Raw genomic sequence first — 26,691 nt, forward strand, 5'->3', positions numbered from 1 at the left:
GTATTTTTACTAAAGCTTACCTTTACCAACTTACCCAAGTTGTTTATGGTAAGCTTTTTTTTTACCTTTTTTCTCTCTTTTCTTTCTTCTTTTATGGGTCTTTATTAAGCTTTTTGCTATATTTTTATACTTATTATTGCTTTTTTTTTATATAATATTACCTTCATTAGGGGTGTATATGATTAATCTCAATAAGTTTAAAAATAGAAAATTGAAGTTCTCAATTAAACATTCAGTTTCAAAATTTTTAATCTCATTTTTAATAGCTTTTTTAATAGCAATTGTTCCTACATATTCTGGATTAGAATATGAAGCAAGTTTAATGTTATTTATTTTAGTTTTTTCTGGAGCTTTATGGATGACTGAAGCAATACCTGCCTTTGCAGTTTCATTTCTTTTAATAGCTTTAGAAATAATGTTACTAGGTTTTGATAATTTCAATTTTGAATCAAATTCTAAAGAATGGGTTACTTATTTAAGTGCTTGGGCAAATCCTCTAATTTTTTTATTTATGGCTGGATTTATTATGGCTATAGCTGCCTCAAAAACAAAATTGGATGTTTGGTTAGCTAAAAGAGTATTATTTTATTTTGGAAAAAAACCACACAATATATTAAGTGGTCTTATGCTGGTAACTTTTATTCTTTCAATGTTTGTATCAAATACTGCTACAACAGCAATGATGATGACATTATTAATACCTATGTTAAAAAATATGAAAGAAGATAATCCTTTTCAAAAAGGTTTATTGTTAGGTGTAATAGTTGCTGCAAATATTGGTGGCATGGGAACAATAATTGGAACACCCCCTAATGCAATAGCAGTTGGTATATTAGGAAATAATGCTCCTAGTTTTCTAGGTTGGATGATTATAGCACTACCTCCAGCTATATTACTTGCGATTACACTCAGATGGATTATTTTAAGATTGTATAACTCAACTGAAGAATCTATAAATATAAATAAAGTTAAAAAAATACCACATTATGATGATTCAACAACAAACTTTACTCATATACCTACAATTCCCAGTTGGAAAAAGTCTTTAGTAATTTTAGTTTTTTCTGTAACTATATTATTATGGTTAACTGGACCTTTTCATCATATTCCAACACCTGTTGTTTCTTTATTCCCTATAGTAATATTTACAATTTTTGGAATAATTGAAACAGATGATATTAGAGAAATTAGATGGGATGTTATAATTTTAATTATAGGTGGATTATCTTTAGGAGCTGGTGTTTCAAAGACAGGGTTAGATACTTGGATTGGAACACAATTTGATATAGCTGGATTAAACTTATATCTAATTGTTGCTATCTTTGCATTTATTGTTATATTGGTATCTAACTTTATGAGTAATACTGCAGCAACTAATATTATGTTACCTCTTATAGTTGCCCTTGTTAGTAGTTTAGGTGACTCAATTGTTTCATATATGGTTATTAGTATTGCTTTATGTGCTTCTTGTGCAATGATATTACCAGTATCAACACCACCTAATGCAATTGCTTTTTCTTCAGGAAAATTAAATTCAAAAGATTTTATGGTAATTGGAATATTAGCAGCAATCATTGGACCTATATTTATTTTAGGTTTATTAAATTTTTATTCTTGATAAAAAGATTAAAAAAAAGCCTCGATAAAATATCGAGGCTTTGGTATAGAAAACGAATTACTATAGTCTAGATTCGTATCTTCTAAGCATGTATAATCTCTTAAGCATTTTCTTTCTAGCGTTAATTTTTTGTTTTTTTCTGATCTCTGTCATTGGCTCAAAAAATCTTCTAGCTCTAGTTTCAGTTACAATAAGATTTCTATCACATTGCTTCTTAAACCTTCTATATGCTTCGTCAAAAGATTCGTTATCTTTAACTTTAATGCCTGGCACTAAAATCACCCACTTTCTTTTTAAATTTAGGCTTGCATTATATTTAAAGTTTACTTAATTTCTATTTAACTATTAAAAAGATATAATAAAATGAATATACATAAAGGTTTTAAATTGGAATTAACACATTTAGATGAAAATGATAGACCTAAAATGGTTGATGTTTCATCAAAAAATGAAACAAAAAGAGTTGCAATTGCTTCAGGTATAATTACTATGAATAAAGAAGCTTATAAAGCAATTATTGACAATACTAGTAAGAAAGGTCCTGTTTTGCAAACTGCTGTTATTGCAGCAATTATGGGAACAAAGAAGACTAGTGATTTAATACCTATGTGTCATCCTTTATTATTAAGTGGAATAAATTGTGATATAGAGGAAAAGCCAGAACTCCCAGGATTTAAATTAATTGTTAGTGCTAAACTAAATGGACAAACTGGTGTTGAAATGGAAGCGTTAACTGGCGTTTCTGTTGGTCTTTTAACCATTTATGATATGGTAAAAGCAATTGATAAATCAATGGTAATTTCAAATATACAATTGGAATCAAAAAGTGGTGGCAAAAGTGGAAACTTTTTAAGAAAAAGTACTGAAGTAAGGAGTGTAAATGATTGATCTAAATAAAGAAAAATTACAATTAGATTATCCTTGTTCATGGAAATACAAAATTGTAATTCATGAAAAATCAAATGCAAATAAAATTACAGAAGAGATTTTTTTACAAAGAGAATTTAATATTGAAAAATCTAAAGTAAGTAAAAAAGGGAAATTTGAAAGTTATTCCCTTGAGCTTATTGTTCATAATGAAGATGATAGAAAAGAAATATATAAAATGTTAGGTGACCATAAAGATATCAAAATGGTATTGTAAGGTTGTTATTATGAATAGAAGAGATTTTTTAAAATCAGGTACAAGTATTCTTTCCCTTTTTGGAACATCAAATTTAATGGCTGCTTTTTCTAAAGATATGGGATTTGAGGATTTTTTTTATAATATATTTTCTTCCAATGAAGATTTGAATAAAGAAAACAACAATTTTATAAAAGATTCTATAACTATTGAATTAGATGAAAAACAAATCTCTTCTAAATCATATGTAAAAAAAGATTTATTAACTGATGTTTTAATTGAAGACAATGTATATGATAGTTTTTTATCAGTGAGAAAAAAACTAAATCTGGTACAAAGACATATTGGTTATGGAAATTTTAATATCTTAAGTTTTGATGAAATGCTAAAAATTGCAAAATATTCTAATAATATAAATGCTTTTTCAAAAAAAGAGTTAGAGTTTTTAGAATCTATTTTTTATTATGATCCTTCAGTTCATGGTTTTTATGGAGAAAGAATCTCTGAAAATATAACTGATACAATAAATAAAAAAGAAGTAAAAAAAATTCCTCATACTGGGCATTATTTATTTAAAGGTGAACCAGAAAAGATTTATTATCAAATGGTTAAAGATATAGGAAATAGTTTAACTTTAACCTCTGGAGTTAGAAGTATTGTTAAGCAAACAAAACTATTTTTAGATAAAGTTTATAGTGTTGAAGGAAATTTAACTATTGCTTCTAAGTCTTTAGCTCCTCCTGCATATACTTATCATAGTATTGCAGATTTTGATGTAGGTAAAAAAGGTTTTGGTAAATCAAATTTTTCTTCAAGATTTGCTCTTACTGATGAATTTTTTAAAATGCGTAAGTTAAAGTATATTGATATGAGATATACTGTTAATAATAAGGATGGTGTAAGATATGAACCTTGGCATGTTAAGATTATTTAAAATATTTATTCTATTTTTTCTATTAGAAAATCTTTATGCAAGTAGTCAGAGTTTTGATTTTGACTTAATAAAAAAAGGAAAACAAGATAATAATACATTATTAGTAGTAGGTGGAATTCAAGGTGATGAACCTGGTGGTTTTATGGCAGCATCTTTAATTACAACACATTATAGAATAAAAAAAGGTTCTATATGGGTTGTCCCTAATTTAAACTTTTATTCAATTATAAAAAGAAGCAGAGGTCCTTTTGGAGATATGAATAGAAAATTTGCCCAAATTTCAGAAGACGATCCTGATTATAATTCTATACAAAGAATAAAAAAATATATTACTTCTAATGAAGTTAAATTAGTTTTAAATTTACATGATGGAAGTGGTTTTTTTAGGAGTGAATATAAAGATAATATGCATGCTCCTTCAAAATGGGGACAAAGTTCTGTTATTGACCAAGAATTATTAAATGTTGACTCTTATGGAAATTTAGGTGAGATTGCACAAAAAGTTTGTGAACATGTAAATAGTAAGTTAATTGATCCAAAACATGCTTATAGTATTAAAAATACTAAGACACGACTTGGTGATAAAGAAATGGAAAAGACTCTTACTTATTTTGCTATTAATAATGGAAAAGCCGCTTTTGGAAATGAAGCAAGTAAAAATTTACCTTTGCATGAAAGAACTTATTATCATTTATTAGCTTTAGAAAAATATATGGATATTATGGGGATTGAATATGAAAGACATTTTGAGCTAAATCCTTTTACAATAAAAAATGTTATTGACAATGATATATATATGTCTTTTTATGATGATAAAATACAATTGCCATTAAGCCAAATTAGAAGTGTTTTAAGGTATTTCCCTATAAAAAAAGATGGAACTTTAGAATTCAGTCCTTCAAGTCCTTTATTAACTGTAATAAAAAAAGATGATGTTTATGCTATTCATTATGGGAACAGAAGATTAGCTTTATTAACTCCTGATTATTTAGAGCTTGAAAAAGTTGAAAAAGATATTGGAATTACAATTGATGGTAAAAAGTCATCTATCCCTTTAGGATCAATTGTTAATGTACATGATAATTTTAAAATTGAACCAATGGAAGATATAAGAGTTAATATAATTGGTTTTGTTCATGAAAAAGTTGATGAAGCAGGTGTAAATGTAAATAAAAATAAAATTGGTAAAAGATTTTCAATTGATAAAAATGGTAATATTTTTAGAGTAGAATTTTATAAAAAGAATAAGTTTGCAGGAATGGTTTTAGTAAATTTTGATAAAAATTCAAATACAAGAGTTTCCTCTTTTGATAATAGTAATTCTAAAGAAGATTCTACAAATTCTTTGTAGAATCTTTTAAAGAAAGATTAGTTCTTTTTTTATTTTTTCTTGGTTTAGTTTTTTACAAACAGTTTTATATAGTTCGTTTATTCTATCTTCATCTGCATTTAACAATTCCATTGTTTCTTGAACAGATTTTCCTTCTTCAATAGCTACAAAAGTTTTTAATTCTTTTTTTGTAAGTTTTCTTTTTAGTACTTCTTTTAAATCTTTTTCAGATTTCAAAGTACCTACTAGTTTATCTATATGTTTTGTTAAAGATTGTGTAAAATTCACTTTATTCCTTTATCCATGTATTTAATTTATTTATATCATCATAAGAAGTTAAGTCTAGCATTATAGGAGTAATTGATATATAGTTTGCTTTAATGGCTTCAAAATCACAATCTTTATTGTCGCTTTCTTGCCATATTAAAGGATGTAATCCTATCCAATAATATTCTTCTCCTCTTGGATTGTAATGCCTATGTGTATCATTTCCATATTCTCTAAATCCAGCTTTAGTAATTTTTATTCCTTTGCAATTTTCTTTTTTAATTGGAGGAATATTTACATTTAGAAATTTTCTTTTCCCTAAAGGAAATTCATTAGCTAAAATTTTCTTCACTAATTGAATAATTGTATCTTTTGCAAGTGCAAAATCCCATCCATCTTTTATATCTTGACATCTATCTTTACATACTTGGGAGATAGCAATTGCAGGTATTCCTTGTAGTACAGCTTCCATAGCTCCTGCTGCTGTTCCACTATAAGTTACATCTTCTCCCATGTTTGCACCAATATTTATTCCACTAATTACTAAATCAGGTTTAAATCCTTCTTTAAATAGATTATTTAATGATATGAAAATACAATCAGTTGGTGTACCATCATCTATTTTATAAAAATCATCATCTACATTTACCATTCTTAGAGGTTTATCTAAAGTTAAAGAGTGTCCACAAGCAGATTTATTCTTTGCAGGTGCAACAACAACTATTTTTGCAAGAGGAGACAATGCTTCAATTAATGCTTTTAATCCTATTGCATCAAAGCCATCATCATTTGTAATTAGAATTTGTTTCATCATGCTACTATATATGCTCCATCAATTTGTTTTACTAGAGTTTCAACCTGTGATGTTACACTAAATCCTGTTTCTAGTTCAACATCTGCAAGTTTTGATTTAACAAGTACTTTTAGGTTTCTTTTACCTTGATTATTTGCAACTATTTCAAAAAATTTATACATAATCTCATCACTATCACTAAAAGGTAAAGCGACTGTCAAAGGAGGTTCTTCTTTTTCAACATGTTTTGTTTTGACTTTTTCTTTTTGTGCATCTTTTAAAGATTCTATTTTTAGAATATTCATTCTTGTAAAATCACCATCTTTTGTAACTTTAACTTTAAAGGCAATAGGTTTACTTGTATCAAAATCTTCTTCTAATTCTTTTAGTCTATTTTCAAATAGCATTAATTCTATATTTCCATGTAGATCAACTATGTTGGCTATTCCAAATTTATTTCCTTTTTTGGAAATTTTTTCTGTGATTTCTTCAATCTTTCCAACAAACAATGCTTGACTTCCATCCGCGATTTCATCTATTTCTGAGCTTAAAGTATAAGAGATTTTATCAAGTTGTTCTCTATATTCATCAAGAGGGTGCCCTGAAACATAAAAACCTAATGAGGCCTTTTCAAACTCTAAAATTTCTTTTGCTTCATATTCAGGTAAATGTTCAAGGTCAAGTTCAACTCTTGTTAACTCTTCACTATCTCCAAATAATGAACCTGTTGCCATTTTTTTAGCAGTCATGGCTTTTCCTACAGTGTCACCAATAATTTCAATTTGTTCTAATAGTGATTTTCTTGAGTACATAAATGAATCAAAAGCCCCTGATTTTGTTAAGGCTTCAATTACTCTTTTATTTACCTTACTTCCATCAATACGTGAAATAAAGTCTGACATATCTTTAAACTCTCCATTTTCACGTCTTTCTTTTAAAATAGAATTAATAGCAACATCCCCAGCACCTTTTATAGCACCCATTCCAAACATTACTACTTCTTCTCCATCAATTTTTTTAGCAGAGAATACAAGGTCAGATTTATTAATATCAGGTGGGAAAAGGTCTAGTCCTAATCTTTTAACTTCATCTACATATTTTACAACTTTATCTGTATTATCTTTTTCAAGTGTAAGAAGTGCTGCCATAAACTCTGCAGGGTAGTAACATTTTAAATATGAAGTATAAAATGTTACTAAACCATATGCAGCGGAGTGAGATTTATTAAAACCATATCCTGCGAATTTTACAATTAAGTCGAATAATTCCTCGCAGTGCTCTTTTACATAACCTTTTTTTACTCCACCTTCAGCAAACTCGCCTTTAAGTCTATCCATCTCTTCTTTGATTTTTTTACCCATAGCCCGTCTAACTAAGTCGGCACCACCAAGTGAAAAACCACCAATTGTTTGTACAATCTGCATAACTTGCTCTTGGTAAACAATAACCCCATAAGTTGGTTCAAGAATTGGTTTTAATGGTTCTACAAATTCATCATAGAAGTAGCTAATCTCTGCCCGACCATGCTTTCTATCAATAAAGTCATCAAGCATCCCTGACTCCATTGGTCCTGGTCTATAAAGGGCAAGCATCGCAATAATATCTTCAAAGCCTGATGGTCTAAGCTTTTTTGCAAGGTCTTGCATACCTGAAGACTCTATTTGAAATAATCCAATTGTGTTACCAGTTTGTATTAGATCATAAACCCCTTTGTCATTTACATCAGTTGTTAAGAAATCAACTCTTTTTCCATGTCTTTTTTCAATAAGTTTATTTGCTTCTTCAATAACTGTAAGGGTTTTAAGACCAAGGAAGTCGAATTTAATTAAATCAACATCTTCTACATATTTCCCATTATATTGAGTTGCAATTGTATCAAGTCCTGAAGGTTTAAAAAGTGGAGTTTTTTTCCATAGTGGTTCATTGGAAATAACAACCCCTGCAGCATGGGTTCCTGCATTTCTATTTAAGCCTTCAAGTGCAAGAGCAAACTCCCAAACTCTCTTTGCTTGAGGATCTGTATCACATAGTTGTTTTATTTTTGGTTCTTTCTCCCATGAATCTGCTAGATTGATACCAAGTTCATCAGGAATAAGTTTTGCCATAGCATCTGCTTTAGAGTAAGGCATATCAAGAACTCTAGCGACATCTCTAATAACTCCTTTAGCAAGAAGTTTACCAAAGGTAATAATTTGAGCAACATTGGCACGACCATATTGTTGAACAACATAGTCTATAATTTCTCCTCTTCTACTTTGGCAGAAGTCCATATCAATATCGGGCATTGACACCCTTTCTGGATTTAGGAATCTCTCAAAAAGTAAACCATAAGGCATGGGGTCAATATCGGTAATTTCCATACTATATGCAACTAATGAACCTGCTGCTGAACCTCTTCCTGGTCCTACTGGAATTTTCATATCTTTTGCAACTTTTACGAAGTCCCATACAATAAGCATATATCCAGGGAATTTCATATTATTAATAATGTCAATTTCTACTTGAAGTCTATCTTTATATTCTTGATGTTTTTCTTCAGGTACAATTTCAAGTCTTTTTTTTAGACCTTTCCAACACTCATGAACAAATAAGGTTTTGTCATTTTCTAAAGAATATTCTTCTTCTGGTTCAGGAATTTTAATACCTTCTTCTTCAAGTTTTTGTCTTGTAAATTTGAAGTTAGGAGGAGTAGGGTCTCCAAGTTTTATTTCTAAATTACATTTATCAGCAATTTCTTGTGTAGCTTCAATTGCTTCTGGGATATCAGCATAGAGCATTGCAATTTGTTCTGGAGATTTTAAATAAAATTCATGCACTGAGTGTCTAAGTCTATTTGGATCATCATAAAGTTTATTCATTGCAATACACATAAAAGCTTCATGGGCATCTGCATCTTTTTGGTTTAAATAGTGAGTATCATTTGTTGCAACTACTTTAATACCTGTTTCTTTTGCAATTCTTAATATTTGGTCGTCAACAAAATGTTGATCTCCAATACCATGTCTCATAATTTCTAAGTAAAAGTCATCTCCAAATATTTCTTTGTACTCTAAGGCTATTTCTTTTGCTTTTTCATAACCTTTTGCTCCGTTTTTAACATTTCTTTCATTTTGTAAGTTTAAATGCCAATTTATTTCTCCTTGTAAACAAGCAGCAGAACAAACTAAGCCTTCAGAGTTTTCCCTTAAAAGTTTTTTATTTATTCTTGGGTAATAATAAAAACCATGCATATATGCTTGACTAGACAGATACATAAGGTTTTTATACCCAATATCATTTTTGGCATATAAACATAAGTGAAACCTTTGTCTTGTTGTTTTATCATCAACTTCCTCTGAGTTGTGAATGTATGCTTCCATTCCAATAATAGGTTTTATACCTTGTGCTCTCATTGCATTATAAAAGTCAATAGCTCCAAACATATTACCATGGTCAGTCATAGCAACACTTGTCATTCCTAATTCTTTTATTTTTTTGGCTAAAGGTTTAATTTTATTTGCACCATCTAAAAGTGAATATTCTGTATGTAAATGTAAATGGGTAAATTTTGGTATATCTGACATAGTTTTTCTTTTATTTTGGATTTAAATTTATTAGATTATATCTAAAAATATTTTTGTGCTTCTTTATATCCTAAATTAAAACAATCCTTTAGCTCTTTGAAAGTAAACATTTTAAATTGGTGTATTTTAGGGCTTGTAATATAATAGTCACTATGTATTTTTGAATATTTTGCATTTTCTATAAATTGAGTAAATATTTTTCTTTTTACAAATTTAAAAGGATTATTTTTTGTATTATTCTCTTTGCTTTGATGAGGTAGTAAGTCAAGTGTATAAATAGTATAGTTTTTGTTTTCTAGAGGTTTAATTGGCATATTATCAAAAAGACCACCATCTATTAATTGCATATTTTTATAATTAATTGGTTTAAATAAAGGAGGTAAAGCACTTGATGCCATGCATAAGCTGTGAGTATTACCTTTGTCAAAGTAATATAATTTTTTAGTTTTTAAATCATAGGCATTAATATAAACTTTTTTTGGAATTTCTTCTAAGTTATTTATTGGTAATAGTTCTTTTAAAATTGGATGTTTTTCATCAATTCTAAACAGACCTTTTTTTAAGTAATTGAATTTAATAGCTTTTTTTATATCTTTTGAGGAAAAAATTTTAAGTTGTTCTTTTGCTTTTACACCACTTGCATGAGAAGTACATATAATTGCTCCAATTGAACTTCCCGAATAGGCTTCAATTTTTATATTTTGTTCTTCTAAGAAATGAAGTACTCCTAAATGAAAAGCACCCCTTGCAGCACCTCCACTTAAGACAAGTGCAAAACTCATTTATCTAACCAATTTATAATTTTAAATTCTCCTTCATATGTTTCAACAATAGCAGTACAAGATTCAACCCAGTCACCACAATTTAAGTATTCAATTGTTTCAATATTTCTAATTTCTGCTTTGTGAATATGTCCACATATTATGCCATCATATTCTTTACGTTTTGCATGTGTTGCTAAGGTGTCTTCAAAATCTGTAATAAAAGAAACAGAGGATTTAACATTATCTTTTACATATTTAGAAAGTGACCACCTAGATTCAATACCAAGTTTAGTTCTAAAGAAATTTAATACTTGATTTATAGCTAATAATAAGTCATAGCCATAATCTCCTAAAACTGCTAGCCACTTTTTTGTCATAGTTATTGAATCGAAGAAGTCTCCATGGGTGATGAGGTATTTCTTTCCTTTTATTGATTCATAATTAAATTCATTTCTTATATCTAAAGAGTTACCTAAAATTAAAGGAACAAAGGGTCTTAGAAAGTCATCATGGTTACCAGTTATAAAAATAACATTAGTGCCTTTTCTTGCTTTTTTTAATATTTTTTGAATTACATCAGAATGGCTTTGGGGCCAGATAAATTTTCTTTTTATTGCCCAACCATCAATTATATCACCAACTAAAAATAGATTTTCACTTTCATTATGTTTAAAAAAATCAAGAAGCATTTTTGTATTGGAATATTTTGTTCCCAAGTGTACATCAGAGATAAAGATACTTTTATATTTCATAAAAAGTATCTTATTACATCTTGGTTACAAAATAATAACAGATATTAAAAATAAGTTACTAGAAGTCCTTCTTTTACATTTAAGAAAGTTTCTTCTCCTTTTAGTGTTTTTACTAATTCCAAAGCAAATTCCATAGCAGTTGCTGGACCCCTTGAGGTTATAACTTTTTCATCTTTCACTACATTTTCATTTTCTATATATTTTGCAGAATCTATTTTCTTTTCAAAACTAGGATAACAAGTATATTTTTCATTTAATACCTTAGCATGATGTAATACATAGGGTGCTGCACAAATTGCTCCAATATATTTATTTGTGTCTTTCATTTTTTTCAATGTTTGTTGTACAAGTTCTGAACTTGCTAAATTTAAAGTGTTTTGTGCTCCTCCTGGAAGAACTATCATTTCATAAGCTTCTATATTATTAAGCTCTTCTAATTTTATATCTGCTTTTATTGTGATATTATTAGCACCTAGTGTTTCAAGTTCATTTATTGTTGCAATTGTTACTTGAACTTCTGCTCTTCTTAAAATATCTATAATTGAAACTGCTTCAATCTCTTCAAAACCTGTTGAAATTATAATTAGTACTTTTGACATTTAAAATCCTTTGAAAAAAATTTAATTATTTTATCATAAGTTTCTATGTAAATAGCTATTTTAGGCATCTTAAAATATATACTTTTCAAGAATTTATAAGTTATATTTAAATAAAATCTATCTAATTATAAAAAGGGGATTTTATGCTTAAAAATTTCGCTAAAGCTTGTATTGCAACTGTAACTGTATCTTTACTTTTCACTGGTTGTTTATCTAAGTACAATAATGCGTCAGCAAATGATGATTCTGTGAAAAGAGAAGACACAAAAGTTCAAGTAACTAAAGGTTATCTAAAAATAGCAGAAGACCAACAAATGAATATCACAAATCAATCAACATTAGAAGGTTCGATTAATTCTTTAGCCACTCAAATGATGAGAAATAAGAAAATGGATACTCGAAAACCAGTTTTAATTACTTCTTTTGTGAGACTAGATAACTTTAAGAAAACAACAGAGTTTGGAAGAATAGTTAGTGAAAGTATGATTAACGAAATGTCAAATAGAGGTTTCAATGTAATTGAATATAGAGGTCAAATGGCAGTTTCAATTAATGAAAAAGGTGAATATTTTATTTCAAGAAACCCTTATAAGCTAAAAGATCAAATACCAAATACATATGTGGTAGTGGGAACGTATTCTAGACAATTTGGAAAAGTTATGCTTAATGCTAGAGTTATTGATAATATAACAGGTAGAATAATTTCAAGTGCAAGGGCAACTTACTTACATAATCGAAGAAATGATTGTATTATCTTTAAAGATTGCAAACCAGCTAGAACAATAAGAATTATTCAAGAAAAATAAAATAAATGCGAAATATTTTAAAATGTCTCTTTTTTCTCGCCATAATATTAATTTCTTTTACTTCTTGTAATGCAGTAAAGTCTCTTACAGGAAGTGAAGACTTTCCTTCATTTGTAAAAGATGTAGCAAAAAAAACATCAACTGATCATAAAAATATTAGTGGCTCAAATGATTTTAATTCTTTAGTTAAAATTTTAGTTGATGATATGTCTTTAAAACTAAAAAAATATGTAATGGAAGATGATATTGTTTTAGTTTCAGATTTTGTAAACTTAGATAGATTAGAAAATAGATCAAAATTAGGTTTTTTATTATCAGAAAATTTAAAAGACTCTTTAATAAACAAAGATATTATCGTAAGACAAGTAGAACTTAGTGAAAACTTTACTTATGGACAACATGGTTTAAACCTTTTAACAAGAGAACAAAAAGAAATAGTAAATAAAAATGTAAAAGAAAAGTTTGCCGTAGTTGGCACTTATACTATTACTACACAAAGTTTGATTGTATTTATAAAACTTCTTGATGTGACTAATGGTAATATTTTAGCTGCTGCAAATTCAAGTACTTCAGTTGATGAAGAAATTACTCAATTAGAAGGAATGAATAAAGAAAGAAAACTTACTTTTCGTCCAAGAATGGTTTTATAAAATTTCTTGAATTAAAAATTGTGGATTAACTTTTCCTCTAAATTCATTTTTATTTACAGTTATTATTATATCAATAAAGTTTTCATTTATTGGTTCTTCTTGATAAAATTTAATTGCTTCAAATAAATAACCATTGTTATTTAAAGTGAGTTTTAAATGATTTTTATCTTTCCCAAAAAAATCATATTTTATAATTTGAGAGTTTGAAACTTTAAAAATTGGACGATAGTTCTTCAATCCATAAGGTTCAAATCTTTCAATAATTTCTAAAAATTCTATATCAACAGAAGAAACATCAAGCTCACCTAAAATATCATGTTCTATATGTAATTCTTCTTGAGAAATATTTAAAAGTTCATTTATTCTTTTTTTGAACTTTTCAAGATTTTTTGCTTCAAGGGATAAACCTGCAGCATTTTTATGCCCTCCAAAACCTAATAATAAATCAGAAGTTTCAGAAATAATCGTATGAAGGTTTATATTTGCATTTGCCCTTGCACTTCCTTTTGCAATACCATTTTTTATAGAAAATATAAAAGCAGGTTTTTTAAAAGAATTTGAGAGCTTAGATGCAACTATTCCAATAACTCCTTCATGCCAATCTTCTCCCCAAACAATAACTGCATTATCTTCAGGGTTTGTAGCATTTGTAGCTTTTTGAGAAATTTCTTCTTGTAAATTCTTTCTAAAACAGTTAAGTTCTTCAAGAAGCTGCAAAGCGTCATTTGCTTCATACTCATTTGAAGAAAGCAAAAAGTTTAGTGCAATAGATGCATCTTCCATTCTTCCTGCACTATTTATTTTAGGAGCAATAGTAAAACCTATATCATCTGAAACAAAAATCTCTTTAGACATCATTTCATTTAGTTTTATAAAAGCAGGTCTTTTAGAAGCTTTTATTTTCTTCAAGCCATATTTAACCATAGTATAATTAAGACTAGTCATAGGCATGATATCAGCAATAATTGCAACACAAAGTAAATCAAAAAATTCTTGAAGATTTACGTCTGCATTTATTTCTTTTTTTATTGAAGCACATAGATACCAAGCAACTTGAGCTCCACAGATTTCTTTAAATGGAAAATTACAATCTTCTTGTTTTGGATTTATTATGGCAAAAGCCTCAGGTATATTTTCTCCTACTGTATGATGGTCTGTTATAATTAGGTCTATATTTTTTTGTTTTAGAAGTTCTGCCGCATGGCAAGCTGAGATACCATTATCAACGGTTATTACTAAACCTTCATCTATCATATCAACTATTTTAGGACTTAATCCATAACCATGTTCAAATCTATTGGGAATAATGTGATTTACTTTTTTTCCGATTTTTTGGAAGAAGTCTACAATAATAGTTGTTGAAACAACTCCATCTACATCATAATCTCCTACAATAGTTATTGTTTCATTATTTAATAAGGCTTCTTTTATTCTACTTGTAGCTTTTTTAATATCTTTGAAGCTATCGGGTTGGGGAAGGTTAGCTAGGCGAGAATAAGGGTTATCCTTATGTCTCGCAGCTAAAAGTTCATATAAGCTAGTTTTTGTAACCTTTGACATTAATCTTTTTTATTTGCTTGTTTTACAAATTCTAGAATTATAGGGTTTGGCGTTTCAAGGTGTGAAGTAAATTCTGGATGAAACTGAACTCCAACAAACCAAGGGTGGTCTTTTATTTCTACTGCTTCAATTAAGCCACTTGATTGTCCTGAAATAATCATTCCAGCTTCTTCTAATCTCTCTTTATATGCAGGGTTTGCTTCGTATCTATGTCTATGTCTTTCATAGTATACTTTTTCATTTCCATAGGCTTTTTGCAAATTTGTACCTTTTAGTGGTTCAAATGGATATTCTCCTAGTCTCATAGTTCCACCCATTGGTGATTTATGAGTTCTTAATTGTTTTTCTCCACTTTGGTCTATAAATTCATCAATTAGATAAATAACAGGTTCTTTTGTATCTTCTTTAAATTCAATAGAGTTTGCTTCTTCAATACCTAAAACATTTCTTGCATATTCAATGATAGCTAGCTGCATTCCTAAACAAATTCCTAAGTAAGGTATTTTGTTTTCTCTTGCATATTTTATAGCTTCAAGTTTTCCTTTTGCCCCTCTATGACCAAATCCACCTGCAACTAAAATTGCATCTGAATTTCCTATAATCTCATATGCACCACTATCTTCAATTCTTTCACTATCACACCAGTGAATATTTACTTTTATACTTAAATGTGCCCCTGCATGGATAAGTGCTTCAATAAGAGATTTATATGATTCTTTTAAGTCTAAGTATTTACCTACAAAAGCAATAGTTACTTCATCTTGAGGTACAAGAATATTCTTAACTAAAGTATCCCATTTTTCCATATTTGGTTTAATCTTTATATTAAAGTGTTCAGATAGAGGACTTAATATACCTTCTTTGATGAAGTGTAAAGGAACTTGATAAATAGATTGAGCATCTCCTGCTTCAATTACTGCATTTCTATCTATATCACAAGAAAGAGCAAGTTTTTCTTTAAGGTTTTTAGGTAACTCTTTTTCTGTTCTACAAACTAACATATGAGGAGTAATACCAATTCTTCTAAGTTCTTGAACAGAATGTTGAGTTGGTTTTGTTTTTAATTCACCTGCAGCTTTTATATAAGGAACTAAACTTACATGAATATTCATTGTATTTGTTTTTGGTTGCTCATGTCTTATTGCACGGATTGCTTCCATAAATGGTAATCCTTCGATATCACCAACTGTTCCACCAAGCTCAATTATTAAAAATTCGTTGTCGTCTGCTGCTGCATAAATTCTATCTTTAATCTCATCTACAACATGAGGGATTACTTGAATTGTTTTTCCAAGGTATCCACCTTCTCTTTCTCTTCTAATTACACTTTGGTAAACTTGACCTGTAGTAAAAGAGTTTTTTGCTGTAAGTGTTTTATCTATAAATCTTTCATAGTTTCCTAAGTCTAAGTCTGTTTCTGCTCCATCAGCTGTAACAAAAACTTCTCCATGTTCTAGTGGACTCATTGTTCCTGGGTCAACATTTAAGTAAGGGTCAATTTTAAGCATACTTACTTTGAACCCTGATTGTTTTAAAATAGTTGCAATAGATGCAGAAGTAATACCTTTACCAAGTGAACTCAATACTCCACCTGTAACAAATATAAATTTAGTCATTAAAAGCTCCGTGAATTAAATAGTAGTCAAAATATATCGCGATTATAGCGAATGAGAAGTTAATAAGTAGTTAAGTTAATAGGGGCAACTGCCCCTATTTAGATAAAAATTATTTTAATTTGTCTGCTCTTGGATAGATAAATACAGCATCTCTAAATACTGAAATCTTCTCAGGTTCATCAACAGCATAAGCTCTAAGTTTTACAGTAATAGGTGTATCTTTTGTTTTATCATTAACTAAGATTTTATCTGTTTGTAAAATTACAACTTTTTTTCTAAGTCTTCCTGGTTGTAATTTAAATGGTCTAAATCTTTCTATTGTTATATCATCTCTTCCTACTATTTCAATATTATAGGTATGTGTTTTAGAATCAGTATTTTGAAATAGAAGTAGAAAATTATTAGCAACTACATTATCTTCTTTTATTTTGTAAAGTTGAGTTGTTTTATTTACATTTAGAAGCATATACTCTTTTTTTCCACCCATTACAAATAATAGTCCAATAACTAATACTAAAGCAACTGTATACATAATAGTTGATTTTCTAAGAACTTTTGTTGGTTCACCTTTTTTGATATCCCTTGTACTTGTCCATTGTACTAAAGATTCTTTTCCAAGTTTTCCCATAACTTTTGTACAGGCATCAACACATTCAAGACAATTAATACATTCAAGTTGTAAACCTTTTCTAATATCAATATGGGTAGGACAAACAGTAACACATGATTCACATGTAGTACATTCATTCATTTCATCAGGAAGGTCTTTTTGTTTAAAAATAATTTTTTCTTTATTATCATTATAAATATCTCCACCTCTATTCGTAGAATAAATTGCTTGATATGTATCTTCATCATAAAGTACTGATTGTACCCTTGAGTAAGGACAAATATAAACACAAAAATCTTCTTTTAGCCAAACTACATCATAAACAAGAAAAGCAGCAATAGCTAATACAAAACCAATTAAAAACCAGTGTTCTGTCGGATTTTGAATATATGCAAAAAAATCTTCAGGTGGAACAAAGTACCACATAAAATCTGCTGCAGCAAGAAGTGAAAGCATTGTCCAGATGATTACAGCAACTACTTTCTTTGAAGCATTTTCTGGCTTTGACCAATCTGGTTCTTTTTGTTTATTTTTAATTCTTCTTAAACCTAAAAGTTTTGATTCAATTAAATCTCTATAAATTACTCTAAAAATTGTTTGGGGACAGGCCCATCCACACCAAGCTCTACCACCTATGGCAGTTACTGCAAAAATTCCAAGGAATAGCAGCATTAATAAAAATGGCATAAGATATAATTCTTGCATGTCAAAAGCAATTCCCATTAGATGAAGTTGCTTTTTATCAAATGATAATAAAAATATGTGATTTCCATTAATCTTTATAAATGGTAAACTTAAAGCAACAATTGTAGCAATAATATAACCATAATACCTTTTTATTCGGAAAGGAATTTTTTTTGAGATAGCGTTAGTTTTAGTCATCTTTCTATCCTAATATTTTTTCTTAATTATATATAAAGCCAACTTATAATAAGCATAAACTATTATAAGTATAGCTTATCTAAATTTAATAAAAACCTTATATTGTATATATACATTAAAAAGCTTTATCACATAAAATGGATAATATCTTATAAAAAATTAATATTAGATAATACTTTTAGAAAGTAGATTTACTATTATTGAAGAAGAGTAAAACTTTTGCGACAATTTTACATTCTTCTTTTTTATATTTTAAATGTGAAAAATTAGGGTTTATTGATACAAAGAATTCTTTATCGTCAAGGATATTTGCTTTTTTTATCCACATCTTATTATCTTTAAAGATTAAAAATATATTTTTATCTTCATACTTTTTCTTAGATAGGTCTGCAACCACTAATGCTTTATCTTTTATTAGTGGTTGCATGGATTCCCCTTCTACTTTTGAAATAAAAAGTGATGATAAAGAATAATCTTCTTTTATTAGGGTTTTATTAAAAGTAAATTCATCTTTAATATGTTCCCCATCTTTATAATAAGTATATTCAAGTTTTATAGTATTCATTTTCTATTCTTCTATAAATATTGAGTCATCAACTTTAATAACACCTGTCTTAATAACATCTGCATAAATGCCAGCTTTACCATCATTGTTTTTTTTAATTGTTCTTAAGATATTTATATCTTTTGGTAAATCTTCTTGTTCTAATGTTGTCATTACACATCTACTAGTAGTCTGTTTTATTTTAAGAATTACCTCTTCTCCAATATATATTTTTTTACCTACCCAATTATTTTCAATAAAGTCTTTTTCATTTGAGTTGGGTTCTATAATAATATTTGCTCTAAATCTATTAATCTTAAAGATACCCTCTTCATAAAGTTCTTCAAGTTTAGCTAAGGTAGAAGTTGTTAATAAGTGTATTATTCCAATATCAAAAAATGTACCTTTGGGCATGATAACATCACGAATAGATTCATCAAATAAACCCTCTAGTGTTGCATTATTTGGGACATTTGATGATAATATAATATCAGAATTAAAAGCTTCTGATAATACTTCATTAATATTATTTTGTGAACTATATACTGCTGAGTTGTCTGGTAATTTTATCTTTATATCTGGTAGTTTATTAAGAGTTGGTTCTTCTGAAAAACTTGAGCTATATTTAAAGATTTCTGGCCATTTTCTAGGGTTTTTAGCACTTATTGCTTTTTTACTTTTTAAATCAATCATTGCATAGGAACGGTCACCTAAAAGACCTTTTTCTGTAATTATAGTTTGTTTTAACTTTTCTCCTTGCATAGATTTAACTGGGTATCTTAATAAGATTGATACTTTACCTATTTTTTTCATATAAATAACTCCTAAATTGAAATTAAGATTATTATATGTTTAATATAAAATTTATTCAATATATAAAAAATACAGTTAATTGTAAATATTGTACATTTAAAGTTTTGTTTTAAGTGCTTTAAATTCAGAAGGAGTATATTTTGAATATTTTTTAAAAAATTTTGAAAAATGTGAAGTACTATTAAAACCCATTTCATCAGAGATATTTTTTATGGATAAGTTAGAGTAAAGCAATTGCCTTTTAATTTCTATGATATTTCTATCTATGATTAAAGATAATAATGTTTTATTTAAATATTGTTTTGTTAATTCATTTAACCTTTTTGTAGTAATCCCAAAATAATCAGCATAAAATTGTGTGTTTTTTTCTGTTTTATAGTGTTCATCAATTAATCTTACAAGAGTGTAAATCCGTTCATTTTTATAATAAATATTTTCATTTGGTTTTTTAAATTTTAAAATATATTCTAGAATTGAACAAAAAAGATATGAAGTGATTCTATTATGAATATCTTCTTCTTTTTCAATCATAGAGATTAGATTGTTTATGTTTTCTGAAATAGCAGGATAAATTTTGATTACAGGCAATGAGTTTTCTTCAAATAATTCATTGACTATACTATTTGGTGGTAAGAAATCCTTAGAAAAATGAAATATATATCCTTCACAATCTTTTAAAGAATTATCCTTTAATAATTGATGTATTTGCCAAGGTCTTGTTAATGATATAGTATCTTTTTCTAAGATAAACTTTTGAAAATCAATTTTGTAATTTAATGTTCCTTTTACAATATATACCATTTCATATAACTGGTGTTGTTGAGGAGTAAAAGTAAAAAAATCTTTTTTACTTTCTAAATCTATTTTTATGAAACTAAAAGATTTATTTTTATTTAAAATATTTTTTTTCACTTTTATTTTATCTCAACTTTTAGACAAAGCCTTTTTAGTCTTTATTTTTATTTATACTTAAATACATATGTAAAATATCAAGGGCAGCTGGTGTTACTCCTGAAATTTCACTTGCATTGAAAAGAGTAGGTGGCTTAAAGGTTTCTAACTTTTCAATAACTTCATTAGAAAGTCCTGAAATAACTTTATAATCAAAGTTTTCAGGTATTTTCATTTGGAGCATTTTTTTCATTTTTTCAATTTGCTTTTTTTGTTTTGCAACATATCTATAATATTTTGCTTCCACAATAATTTGTTCTTTTAGATACTCGTCTGTGTCTGCTAAAGTAGGAACAAGTTTGTCAAATTTTTCTGTTGTTACTGTATTTCTTCCTACTATATCGATTAATAAAGCTCTATCTTTGATTTTATCTTCATTTATTGACTCAAGAAGTTCAAGGTTCTCTTTTTTTGATGTAAACCATTGATTTGCCATAAAGTCAACTGCTTCTTGAATTTTTTGTTTTTTATAATTAACTTCATCTATTTGTTTTTTACTTACTAAACCAAGCTCATACCCATAATTAGAAAGTCTCATATCGGCACTTTCTTCTCTTAAAAGAAGTCTATATTCAGCTCTACTTGTGAACATTCTATAAGGTTCATTTGTACCTTTTGTAACTAAATCATCAATTAAAACACCTATATAAGCTTCATCCCTTCTAAGTATAAAAGCTTCTTTCTCATCTATTGCTAAACAGGCATTAATCCCTGCTATTAGACCTTGAGCTGCTGCTTCTTCATAACCTGTTGTTGCATTTATTTGACCAGCGTTATATAGGTTCTTGATTTTTTTTGTTTCAAGGGTATGTTTTAATTCTGTAGGATCAACGTAGTCGTATTCTATTGCATATCCATATCTAATTACTTTAGCATTTTCAAGCCCTACAATTGAATGGATCATCTCTTTTTGAACATCAATAGGTAAAGAAGTAGATAAGCCATTAATATAGTATTCACTTCTCATTGCAGTTTGTGGCTCTAAGAATAGTTGGTGTCTATCTCTTTCAGAAAATCTATTTACTTTATCTTCAATACTTGGACAATATCTTGGTCCTGTTCCTTCAATTTGACCTGTAAATAAAGGTGCTCTGTGGAAGTTCCCTGAAATTGTATCATGTGTTCCTGTATTTGTATATGTAATATAACAAGGATATTGAGTAGGATTGAAAGTTTTTTTATCTGTTCTAAACGAGAATGGCATAGGTTTTTCATCTCCCCCATGTTCTTCCATTACTGAAAAATCGATACTTGAAGAATCAATTCTAGCAGGTGTCCCTGTTTTTAATCTTCCAACTTTTAGCCCTAATTCTTTAAGTTGTATAGAAAGTGTAGATGATGGTAATTCCCATGCTCTTCCTGCATCATATTTGTTTTCTCCAATATGTACAAGTCCTCTCATAAATGTACCTGTAGTAAGAATTACTTTTTTTGAGTGGAATTCTTCTGTTAGTTTTGTTTTTACTCCATAAACTTCATTTTCATTGTTTATTAGTAGTGAACTTACTTCATCTTGATAAACTTCTAAGTTAGGGGTACTATGACAAACTTTTCTCATATATTCTCTATATTTGTCCATATCAATTTGAGCTCGACTTCCTTGTACTGCAGCACCTTTTGAAGCATTTAGTATTCTAAATTGAATTCCTGTAGAGTCTGTACAAAGACCCATCTCTCCACCAAGAGCATCTATTTCTCTTACTAAATGTCCTTTTGCAAGACCACCAATTGCAGGGTTACAACTTGCTGCTCCAATTTGTTCTACAAGCATAGTTATAAGTAATGTTTTTTTACCCATTCTAGCACTTGCTAATGAAGCTTCAATTCCAGCATGACCTCCACCAACAACTATTACATCATATTCCATTTTTTTTCCTTTAAAAGAAAATAGTTATTCAAAAAGTCAAAGTTTGACTTTCTATATAATTGTTTTTCTTGTATTTTTAGATGGAAATTTCTTAGATAAATGTTTTCTTCCACTTATCTAAAAAATTTACCTCTTATGAATTTTTGGCTATTATATCTAAAATTTAGCAAAAGGTATTTTAAGTGTTTACAGGACTTATTAGAGAGATGGCAAAAGTAGTAAATTTTACTAATGGTTTTTTAACATTAAAAGCTAAATATTCTCCGAAGATTGGAGATTCTATTGCCGTCAATGGTGCTTGTCTTACTGTTGTTAGACTTTCTAAGGATACTTTTACTGTTGAGTTATCCCCTGAATCTCAAAAAATTTTAGCAATGGAAAATTATAAGTCTGAGGTACATATTGAACCTGCAATGATGATGGGTGATAGGTTTGAAGGTCATATTGTTCAAGGTCATGTGGATTGTTTAGGAACTATAAAAAGTATAAACAAAAGTGGGAACTCTACAGATTTTATTATTTCTTTACCAAAAGAGTATGCAAGATACATTATTCCAAAAGGAAGTGTAACTATTGATGGAGTTTCTTTAACTGTAAATGAAATAATGAAAGACTCTTTTAGACTTACTATAATACCTCATACTATAGAAAATACACTTTTTAAAAGATATAAAGTGGGAACAAGAGTAAATCTTGAAACTGATATGTTTGCAAGGTACATTTACAATATGTTTGGGAAAAAAGAAGACTCTTTAACTTGGGATAAAGTAGATTCTATTTTGGCTACTTATTAGTAGTTTCTAGGAGTTCTTTTTCTTTTTTCTTTTCTATTGTTTTTTTATAGACAAAAAAGTATTTTTCTTTTAAAACATCAGCATATGGTTCAATCTCAATTGTTTGCATATCTTGCATTTTTTTGATTTTTACAACTTTTCCTACTTTAATACCTTCATAGAAAATATTATCCATTCCTGATGTCACAACTTCATCACCAACTTTTATTTTATACCAAATTGGAATATATTTTGCTAATAGATGATTTTTATTTTTTGCTTTATGGATAATTCCAGGGGCTTTATCTTTTCCCACAAAGATAGAATAATTACATTTATCGTTCCCATTTAATAAAGCTTTAGCTCTATTATTGTCATTTACTACAATACCTGCAGCAAAACCATTTGAAATTATTCCTAAAATAGAATCATCATCTTTTTTATAATCAAGCCAGACTTTTGTGAAGTTATCAAAATCAATATATGATAAAACTTTCGAAAACTTTATATCATCTTTTTGAAAATTTGTTTCTCCAAGCATTTCTAAAATAGAGTTTAATTCATTATGTGAAGCATGATATAGCTCTTTATAATTTTTTAGTTCTTGATTTTCTTGCTGGAGTCTTTCTATTGTAGTAACTTGATTAAAGTATCTTTCTATATTATTTTGGGTTTTTATTGCATTATTTACATATATTTTTTTTATAGAAGTTAAGGGATTGAAATTTCTAGCAATTAGCTGGTCTATCTCAAAGATATATCCTAAACTAACTGCTACAAAAAGAAGAAAGAATAAAAACTTATTCATTAGTGATTAATTTTAAAAGTGCTGCCTGATCTAAAACATTGCTTGTACCATAAGCAACTGCTAATAGTGGTTCTTCTGCAACTTTTACTGGAAGTTTAATAATATCAGCTAAATACTTGTCTAAACCTCTAATAAGTGCACCACCACCTGTTAAAATAACACCATTGTCTACAACATCACCTGCTAAATCAGGTGGCATATCTTCTAGTACAGACCTTACTGCTGAAACAATTTCTCTAAGAGGCTCTTTAATAGCAGTGCGTACACCTTCACTTCCTAGTTCAATAGTTGAAAGTAGACCTGAGTTATCCCTACCTTTTACTTTAATTTTTAATTCAGTTTCAAGTTTAATTGCTGTTCCCACTTCAATTTTTATATTTTCAGCAGTTCTTTCACCAATATATAAATTATAATTTTGTCTTACATAATCAATAATTGATTTATCAAATTTATCACCAGCAACTTTAATTGATTTAGAAAGTACAAGTCCACCAAGTGAAGTTACCCCAATCTCAGTAGTACCTCCACCAATATCAACAACAACATAACCAGATGGATCAGAAACTGGAATTCCAGCGCCAATTGCAGCTGCCATTGGTTCTTCTACTAGGAAAACTTCTCTTGCTCCTGCACTTAATGCTGATTCTTTTACTGCTTTTCTTTCAACTTGTGTAATTCCATATGGAATACAAATAATAATTCTAGGACGAATAAAAGATTTTCTAGCATGAGCTTTTTCAATAAAATATCTAATCATTCTTTCAGTCATTTCAAAATCTGCAATAACACCATCTTTCATTGGTCTCACAGCTTGAATATTTAATGGTGTTTTACCAATCATTTGTTTTGCTTCTTGACCTACTGCTAAAATTTTATCTTTCCCAAATCTATCATTTTGCACAGCAACAACAGAAGGCTCATTTATAATGATACCTTTACCTTTGACAGAAACAATTGTATTGGCAGTACCTAAGTCAATTGCCATGTCACTTGAAAACAGACCTATTAGTTTATCTAATAACATTTCTTCCCTTCTTCTTTAAGCTATTTTTGGTTCTTTTTTATTTGTTACCACATCTTTAGTGATGGTTACAGTTTTATTTTCATATTCTGGTAAATCATACATGATATCAAGCATAATATCTTCTAAAATAGATCTTAGTCCTCTTGCTCCAGTTTTTCTTTCTATTGCAAGTTTTGCAATCTCTTTTAAAGCGTCTTTCTCAAATTCTAACTTTACATTATCTAGTTCAAATAGTTTAATATATTGTTTGATTAAAGCATTTTTAGGTTCTGTTAAAATATGAACCATATCATCTTCTGATATTTCATTTAATGTTGCAATCATATGAAGTCTTCCAATTAGTTCAGGGATTAGTCCGTATTTTACTAAATCATGTGCTTCAACATTTGAAATTAAATCTTTCTCTTCTTTGCTACCTTGTTTTTTTTGATTAAATCCTAAAACATTTCCACCTTGTTTCTTTTTTAGAATTTCTTCTAAACCATCAAATGCTCCACCACAAATAAATAAAATATTTGTAGTATCAACTTGAATAGCATCTTGTCCTGGATGTTTTCTTCCACCTTTTGGTGGAACATTTACCACTGAACCTTCTACTATTTTTAATAAGGCTTGTTGTACACCTTCTCCTGATACATCTCTAGTGATAGATCTATTTTCACTCATACGTGCAACTTTGTCAACTTCATCTATAAAAATAATACCACTTTCAGCTTTTTTTACATCACCATTAGCAGCTTGCATAAGTCTTGTGATAACATTTTCAACATCATCTCCCACATAACCTGCTTCTGTAAGAGAAGTTGCATCTGCTATTGCTAGAGGAACATCTAAATATTTTGCAATAGTTTGTGCTAGTAATGTTTTCCCTGAACCCGTTGGTCCAATTAATAAAACATTTGATTTATTGATTTCAGTGTCATCTTCTATTTCATCTTTTCTAAAAATTCTTTTATAGTGATTGTAAACTGCAACAGATAAAACTTTTTTTGCTCTATTCTGTCCTATAATATAGTCATCTAAAATCTCTTTTAGTTGGGCAGGTGTTCTAAGTTTTATCTCTTCTGTTACAGTAACTTCTTGTTCTTCATAATGCTCTTCTGCGGGAGTATTTCCAATCATTATTTCGTGGGCAGCACTTACACAAGCTTTACAAATACTTGCATTGTCACCTGTTATAACAGGATTACTTGGGCTATCTTTTGCTCCACAAAAATCACATACAATTTCTTTACTCATTAACTATTCTCCTGCCTTTCTATCAAATGGAATCCCTCTTGTTGTTTCTAATACAAAGTCACACATATTTTTTACATTTTCATTAGATGTTTCTTTTAAAAGCTCAGTTGCAAGGTCTTTTAATGATTCATTATTTCTAAATAAAAATTTGTATGCTTTTTTTAATTCATTAATATCTTCTTTATTATTAAACCTTCTTCTTAATCCTGTTAGATTTAGACCTTTTACTTTTGCTCTATTACCTTCGGCTAAACAAAATGGAGGAATGTCTTGTGTAATTACAGAACCACCAGCAACCATAACACTTGTACCTATTTTACAAAATTGATGAATAGGAGTCATCCCTCCAATTACAACAAAATCTTCAATTTCTACGTGTCCTGCCAAAGTTGCACAGTTTGCAAAAATACAATTGTTTCCTACAATACAATCATGGGCAACATGAACATATCCCATAAATAAATTGTTACTTCCAATTATTGTTTTTGAACCTCCACCTTCTGTACCTGGATTAAATAGTGTAAATTCCCTTATTTTATTATTGTCTCCAATAATTAACTCAACATCTTCCCCAGAGTATTTTAAGTCTTGAGGAATTGTTCCAATACTTGCATGGGAAAAAATATGATTATTTTTTCCTATACTTGTTTTCCCATCAATAAGAGTATGAGAGTCAATAATTGTTCCATCTCCTATTGTTACATTTTTACCTATAATCGTATATGCACCAATCGTGATATTATCACCTAATTTAGCACCTTCTTCAATTATTGCTGTTTTGTGAATATTATTCATACAAAAACCT

The 26,691-nt window shown here is 28.6% G+C and carries 26 protein-coding genes; 8 read left to right on the forward strand and 18 right to left on the reverse strand.

Annotated features, from left to right (window positions below; translation table 11 throughout):
- Positions 1-178: 178 nt before the first annotated feature.
- Positions 179-1,618: an SLC13 family permease gene (locus CP965_RS13265; protein WP_129062598.1), complete on the forward strand. Its 1,440-nt coding sequence runs from the start codon at positions 179-181 to the stop codon at positions 1,616-1,618.
- A gap of 60 nt (positions 1,619-1,678) precedes the next feature.
- Here the strand turns inward: CP965_RS13265 and rpsU are convergent, their stop codons facing one another.
- The gene (gene rpsU / locus CP965_RS13270; RefSeq protein WP_129062599.1) at positions 1,679-1,891 is read right to left on the reverse strand and encodes a 30S ribosomal protein S21; all 213 of its coding nucleotides are present in this window, start codon (positions 1,889-1,891) and stop codon (positions 1,679-1,681) included.
- A 114-nt stretch (positions 1,892-2,005) separates the two neighbouring features.
- Here rpsU and moaC point away from each other — a divergent pair, with 114 nt between their 5' ends.
- From moaC to CP965_RS13290, 4 genes are read left to right on the forward strand one after another with little or no spacing between them, the layout of a single operon-like run.
- Positions 2,006-2,506, forward strand: a complete 501-nt coding sequence (gene moaC, locus CP965_RS13275; RefSeq protein WP_129062600.1) for a cyclic pyranopterin monophosphate synthase MoaC — start codon at positions 2,006-2,008, stop codon at positions 2,504-2,506.
- On the forward strand, positions 2,499-2,762 hold the full coding sequence (locus tag CP965_RS13280; RefSeq protein WP_129062601.1) for an HP0495 family protein: 264 nt from the start codon (positions 2,499-2,501) through the stop codon (positions 2,760-2,762). Before moaC ends, CP965_RS13280 begins: the two co-directional genes overlap by 8 nt.
- A gap of 10 nt (positions 2,763-2,772) precedes the next feature.
- Positions 2,773-3,675: a M15 family metallopeptidase gene (locus tag CP965_RS13285; RefSeq protein ID WP_129062602.1), complete on the forward strand. Its 903-nt coding sequence runs from the start codon at positions 2,773-2,775 to the stop codon at positions 3,673-3,675.
- Positions 3,647-5,026 (forward strand): M99 family carboxypeptidase catalytic domain-containing protein, encoded by a 1,380-nt coding sequence (locus CP965_RS13290; protein ID WP_129062603.1) that lies wholly within the window; start codon positions 3,647-3,649, stop codon positions 5,024-5,026. Before CP965_RS13285 ends, CP965_RS13290 begins: the two co-directional genes overlap by 29 nt.
- 6 nt (positions 5,027-5,032) lie before the next feature.
- Here CP965_RS13290 and CP965_RS13295 read toward each other — a convergent pair whose 3' ends face one another.
- The 6 genes from CP965_RS13295 to CP965_RS13320 are packed head-to-tail and all read right to left on the reverse strand — an operon-like array spanning position 5,033 to position 11,743.
- A complete protein-coding gene (locus tag CP965_RS13295) occupies positions 5,033-5,293 on the reverse strand; it encodes a hypothetical protein (protein ID WP_129062604.1) in 261 nt (86 codons plus the stop codon).
- 1 nt (position 5,294) lies between these two features.
- Positions 5,295-6,083 (reverse strand): 5'/3'-nucleotidase SurE, encoded by a 789-nt coding sequence (gene surE, locus CP965_RS13300; RefSeq protein WP_129062605.1) that lies wholly within the window; start codon positions 6,081-6,083, stop codon positions 5,295-5,297.
- Positions 6,083-9,628: a DNA polymerase III subunit alpha gene (gene dnaE, locus CP965_RS13305; protein WP_129062606.1), complete on the reverse strand. Its 3,546-nt coding sequence runs from the start codon at positions 9,626-9,628 to the stop codon at positions 6,083-6,085. The genes surE and dnaE overlap by 1 nt, the downstream gene beginning before the upstream one ends.
- 41 nt (positions 9,629-9,669) lie before the next feature.
- Positions 9,670-10,410, reverse strand: coding sequence for a patatin-like phospholipase family protein (locus CP965_RS13310; protein ID WP_129062607.1), 741 nt, complete (start codon positions 10,408-10,410; stop codon positions 9,670-9,672).
- A complete protein-coding gene (locus CP965_RS13315) occupies positions 10,407-11,144 on the reverse strand; it encodes a UDP-2,3-diacylglucosamine diphosphatase (RefSeq protein WP_129062608.1) in 738 nt (245 codons plus the stop codon). Before CP965_RS13315 ends, CP965_RS13310 begins: the two co-directional genes overlap by 4 nt.
- A gap of 44 nt (positions 11,145-11,188) precedes the next feature.
- A complete protein-coding gene (locus tag CP965_RS13320; protein WP_129062609.1) occupies positions 11,189-11,743 on the reverse strand; it encodes a DJ-1 family glyoxalase III in 555 nt (184 codons plus the stop codon).
- A gap of 143 nt (positions 11,744-11,886) precedes the next feature.
- Here CP965_RS13320 and CP965_RS13325 point away from each other — a divergent pair, with 143 nt between their 5' ends.
- Together CP965_RS13325 and CP965_RS13330 are read left to right on the forward strand one after the other, a co-directional pair.
- On the forward strand, positions 11,887-12,549 hold the full coding sequence (locus CP965_RS13325; RefSeq protein WP_129062610.1) for a FlgO family outer membrane protein: 663 nt from the start codon (positions 11,887-11,889) through the stop codon (positions 12,547-12,549).
- 5 nt (positions 12,550-12,554) lie between these two features.
- A complete protein-coding gene (locus CP965_RS13330) occupies positions 12,555-13,199 on the forward strand; it encodes a FlgO family outer membrane protein (protein WP_164971036.1) in 645 nt (214 codons plus the stop codon).
- Here the strand turns inward: CP965_RS13330 and recJ are convergent.
- The 7 genes from recJ to mnmG form a co-directional block, all read right to left on the reverse strand.
- On the reverse strand, positions 13,194-14,759 hold the full coding sequence (gene recJ, locus CP965_RS13335) for a single-stranded-DNA-specific exonuclease RecJ (protein ID WP_129062611.1): 1,566 nt from the start codon (positions 14,757-14,759) through the stop codon (positions 13,194-13,196). The two genes, CP965_RS13330 and recJ, sit on opposite strands and share 6 nt — an antisense overlap.
- Entirely contained in the window at positions 14,759-16,375 is a 1,617-nt protein-coding gene (locus CP965_RS13340) for a CTP synthase (protein ID WP_129062612.1), read from the reverse strand. The genes recJ and CP965_RS13340 overlap by 1 nt, the downstream gene beginning before the upstream one ends.
- A gap of 109 nt (positions 16,376-16,484) precedes the next feature.
- Complete coding sequence (ccoG, locus tag CP965_RS13345; RefSeq protein WP_129062613.1) at positions 16,485-17,867, reverse strand: cytochrome c oxidase accessory protein CcoG; 1,383 nt, start codon at positions 17,865-17,867, stop codon at positions 16,485-16,487.
- A 178-nt stretch (positions 17,868-18,045) separates the two neighbouring features.
- On the reverse strand, positions 18,046-18,432 hold the full coding sequence (locus CP965_RS13350; protein WP_129062614.1) for a S24 family peptidase: 387 nt from the start codon (positions 18,430-18,432) through the stop codon (positions 18,046-18,048).
- A gap of 3 nt (positions 18,433-18,435) precedes the next feature.
- Entirely contained in the window at positions 18,436-19,224 is a 789-nt protein-coding gene (locus CP965_RS13355) for an MOSC domain-containing protein (protein WP_129062615.1), read from the reverse strand.
- A gap of 96 nt (positions 19,225-19,320) precedes the next feature.
- Complete coding sequence (locus CP965_RS13360; protein WP_129062616.1) at positions 19,321-20,136, reverse strand: AraC family transcriptional regulator; 816 nt, start codon at positions 20,134-20,136, stop codon at positions 19,321-19,323.
- A gap of 34 nt (positions 20,137-20,170) precedes the next feature.
- Positions 20,171-22,042 (reverse strand): tRNA uridine-5-carboxymethylaminomethyl(34) synthesis enzyme MnmG, encoded by a 1,872-nt coding sequence (mnmG, locus tag CP965_RS13365; RefSeq protein WP_129062617.1) that lies wholly within the window; start codon positions 22,040-22,042, stop codon positions 20,171-20,173.
- 182 nt (positions 22,043-22,224) lie between these two features.
- Between mnmG and CP965_RS13370 the strand changes: the two genes are divergently transcribed.
- Entirely contained in the window at positions 22,225-22,836 is a 612-nt protein-coding gene (locus CP965_RS13370) for a riboflavin synthase (protein WP_129062618.1), read from the forward strand.
- Here the strand turns inward: CP965_RS13370 and mreC are convergent.
- Genes mreC through lpxA form a run of 4 tightly spaced genes read right to left on the reverse strand, consistent with a single transcriptional unit; the run spans position 22,826 to position 26,681 of the window.
- Entirely contained in the window at positions 22,826-23,623 is a 798-nt protein-coding gene (gene mreC / locus CP965_RS13375; RefSeq protein WP_129062619.1) for a rod shape-determining protein MreC, read from the reverse strand. The two genes, CP965_RS13370 and mreC, sit on opposite strands and share 11 nt — an antisense overlap.
- Positions 23,616-24,647 (reverse strand): rod shape-determining protein, encoded by a 1,032-nt coding sequence (locus CP965_RS13380; protein WP_129062620.1) that lies wholly within the window; start codon positions 24,645-24,647, stop codon positions 23,616-23,618. The genes mreC and CP965_RS13380 overlap by 8 nt, the downstream gene beginning before the upstream one ends.
- Positions 24,648-24,662: 15 nt before the next feature.
- Positions 24,663-25,886, reverse strand: a complete 1,224-nt coding sequence (gene clpX / locus CP965_RS13385; RefSeq protein ID WP_129062621.1) for an ATP-dependent Clp protease ATP-binding subunit ClpX — start codon at positions 25,884-25,886, stop codon at positions 24,663-24,665.
- A gap of 3 nt (positions 25,887-25,889) precedes the next feature.
- Complete coding sequence (gene lpxA / locus CP965_RS13390; RefSeq protein WP_129062622.1) at positions 25,890-26,681, reverse strand: acyl-ACP--UDP-N-acetylglucosamine O-acyltransferase; 792 nt, start codon at positions 26,679-26,681, stop codon at positions 25,890-25,892.
- Between the last annotated feature and the right edge of the window lie 10 nt (positions 26,682-26,691).

This window comes from Halarcobacter mediterraneus (assembly GCF_004116625.1).
In the GTDB taxonomy this organism is placed as follows: Bacteria; Campylobacterota; Campylobacteria; order Campylobacterales; family Arcobacteraceae; genus Halarcobacter; species Halarcobacter mediterraneus.

Coding starts and splice junctions, on each gene's coding strand:
- clpX (WP_129062621.1), bottom strand. CDS start 25,886: ATGAGTAAAGAAATTGTATGTGATTTTTGTGGAGCAAAAGATAGCCCA.
- CP965_RS13310 (WP_129062607.1), bottom strand. CDS start 10,410: ATGAGTTTTGCACTTGTCTTAAGTGGAGGTGCTGCAAGGGGTGCTTTT.
- CP965_RS13265 (WP_129062598.1), top strand. CDS start 179: ATGATTAATCTCAATAAGTTTAAAAATAGAAAATTGAAGTTCTCAATT.
- CP965_RS13320 (WP_129062609.1), bottom strand. CDS start 11,743: ATGTCAAAAGTACTAATTATAATTTCAACAGGTTTTGAAGAGATTGAA.
- CP965_RS13330 (WP_164971036.1), top strand. CDS start 12,555: ATGCGAAATATTTTAAAATGTCTCTTTTTTCTCGCCATAATATTAATT.
- surE (WP_129062605.1), bottom strand. CDS start 6,083: ATGAAACAAATTCTAATTACAAATGATGATGGCTTTGATGCAATAGGA.
- dnaE (WP_129062606.1), bottom strand. CDS start 9,628: ATGTCAGATATACCAAAATTTACCCATTTACATTTACATACAGAATAT.
- lpxA (WP_129062622.1), bottom strand. CDS start 26,681: ATGAATAATATTCACAAAACAGCAATAATTGAAGAAGGTGCTAAATTA.
- mreC (WP_129062619.1), bottom strand. CDS start 23,623: ATGAATAAGTTTTTATTCTTTCTTCTTTTTGTAGCAGTTAGTTTAGGA.
- CP965_RS13380 (WP_129062620.1), bottom strand. CDS start 24,647: ATGTTATTAGATAAACTAATAGGTCTGTTTTCAAGTGACATGGCAATT.
- ccoG (WP_129062613.1), bottom strand. CDS start 17,867: ATGACTAAAACTAACGCTATCTCAAAAAAAATTCCTTTCCGAATAAAA.
- CP965_RS13290 (WP_129062603.1), top strand. CDS start 3,647: ATGAACCTTGGCATGTTAAGATTATTTAAAATATTTATTCTATTTTTT.
- CP965_RS13285 (WP_129062602.1), top strand. CDS start 2,773: ATGAATAGAAGAGATTTTTTAAAATCAGGTACAAGTATTCTTTCCCTT.
- recJ (WP_129062611.1), bottom strand. CDS start 14,759: ATGTCAAAGGTTACAAAAACTAGCTTATATGAACTTTTAGCTGCGAGA.
- CP965_RS13325 (WP_129062610.1), top strand. CDS start 11,887: ATGCTTAAAAATTTCGCTAAAGCTTGTATTGCAACTGTAACTGTATCT.
- CP965_RS13350 (WP_129062614.1), bottom strand. CDS start 18,432: ATGAATACTATAAAACTTGAATATACTTATTATAAAGATGGGGAACAT.
- CP965_RS13315 (WP_129062608.1), bottom strand. CDS start 11,144: ATGAAATATAAAAGTATCTTTATCTCTGATGTACACTTGGGAACAAAA.
- CP965_RS13340 (WP_129062612.1), bottom strand. CDS start 16,375: ATGACTAAATTTATATTTGTTACAGGTGGAGTATTGAGTTCACTTGGT.
- mnmG (WP_129062617.1), bottom strand. CDS start 22,042: ATGGAATATGATGTAATAGTTGTTGGTGGAGGTCATGCTGGAATTGAA.
- CP965_RS13355 (WP_129062615.1), bottom strand. CDS start 19,224: ATGAAAAAAATAGGTAAAGTATCAATCTTATTAAGATACCCAGTTAAA.
- CP965_RS13280 (WP_129062601.1), top strand. CDS start 2,499: ATGATTGATCTAAATAAAGAAAAATTACAATTAGATTATCCTTGTTCA.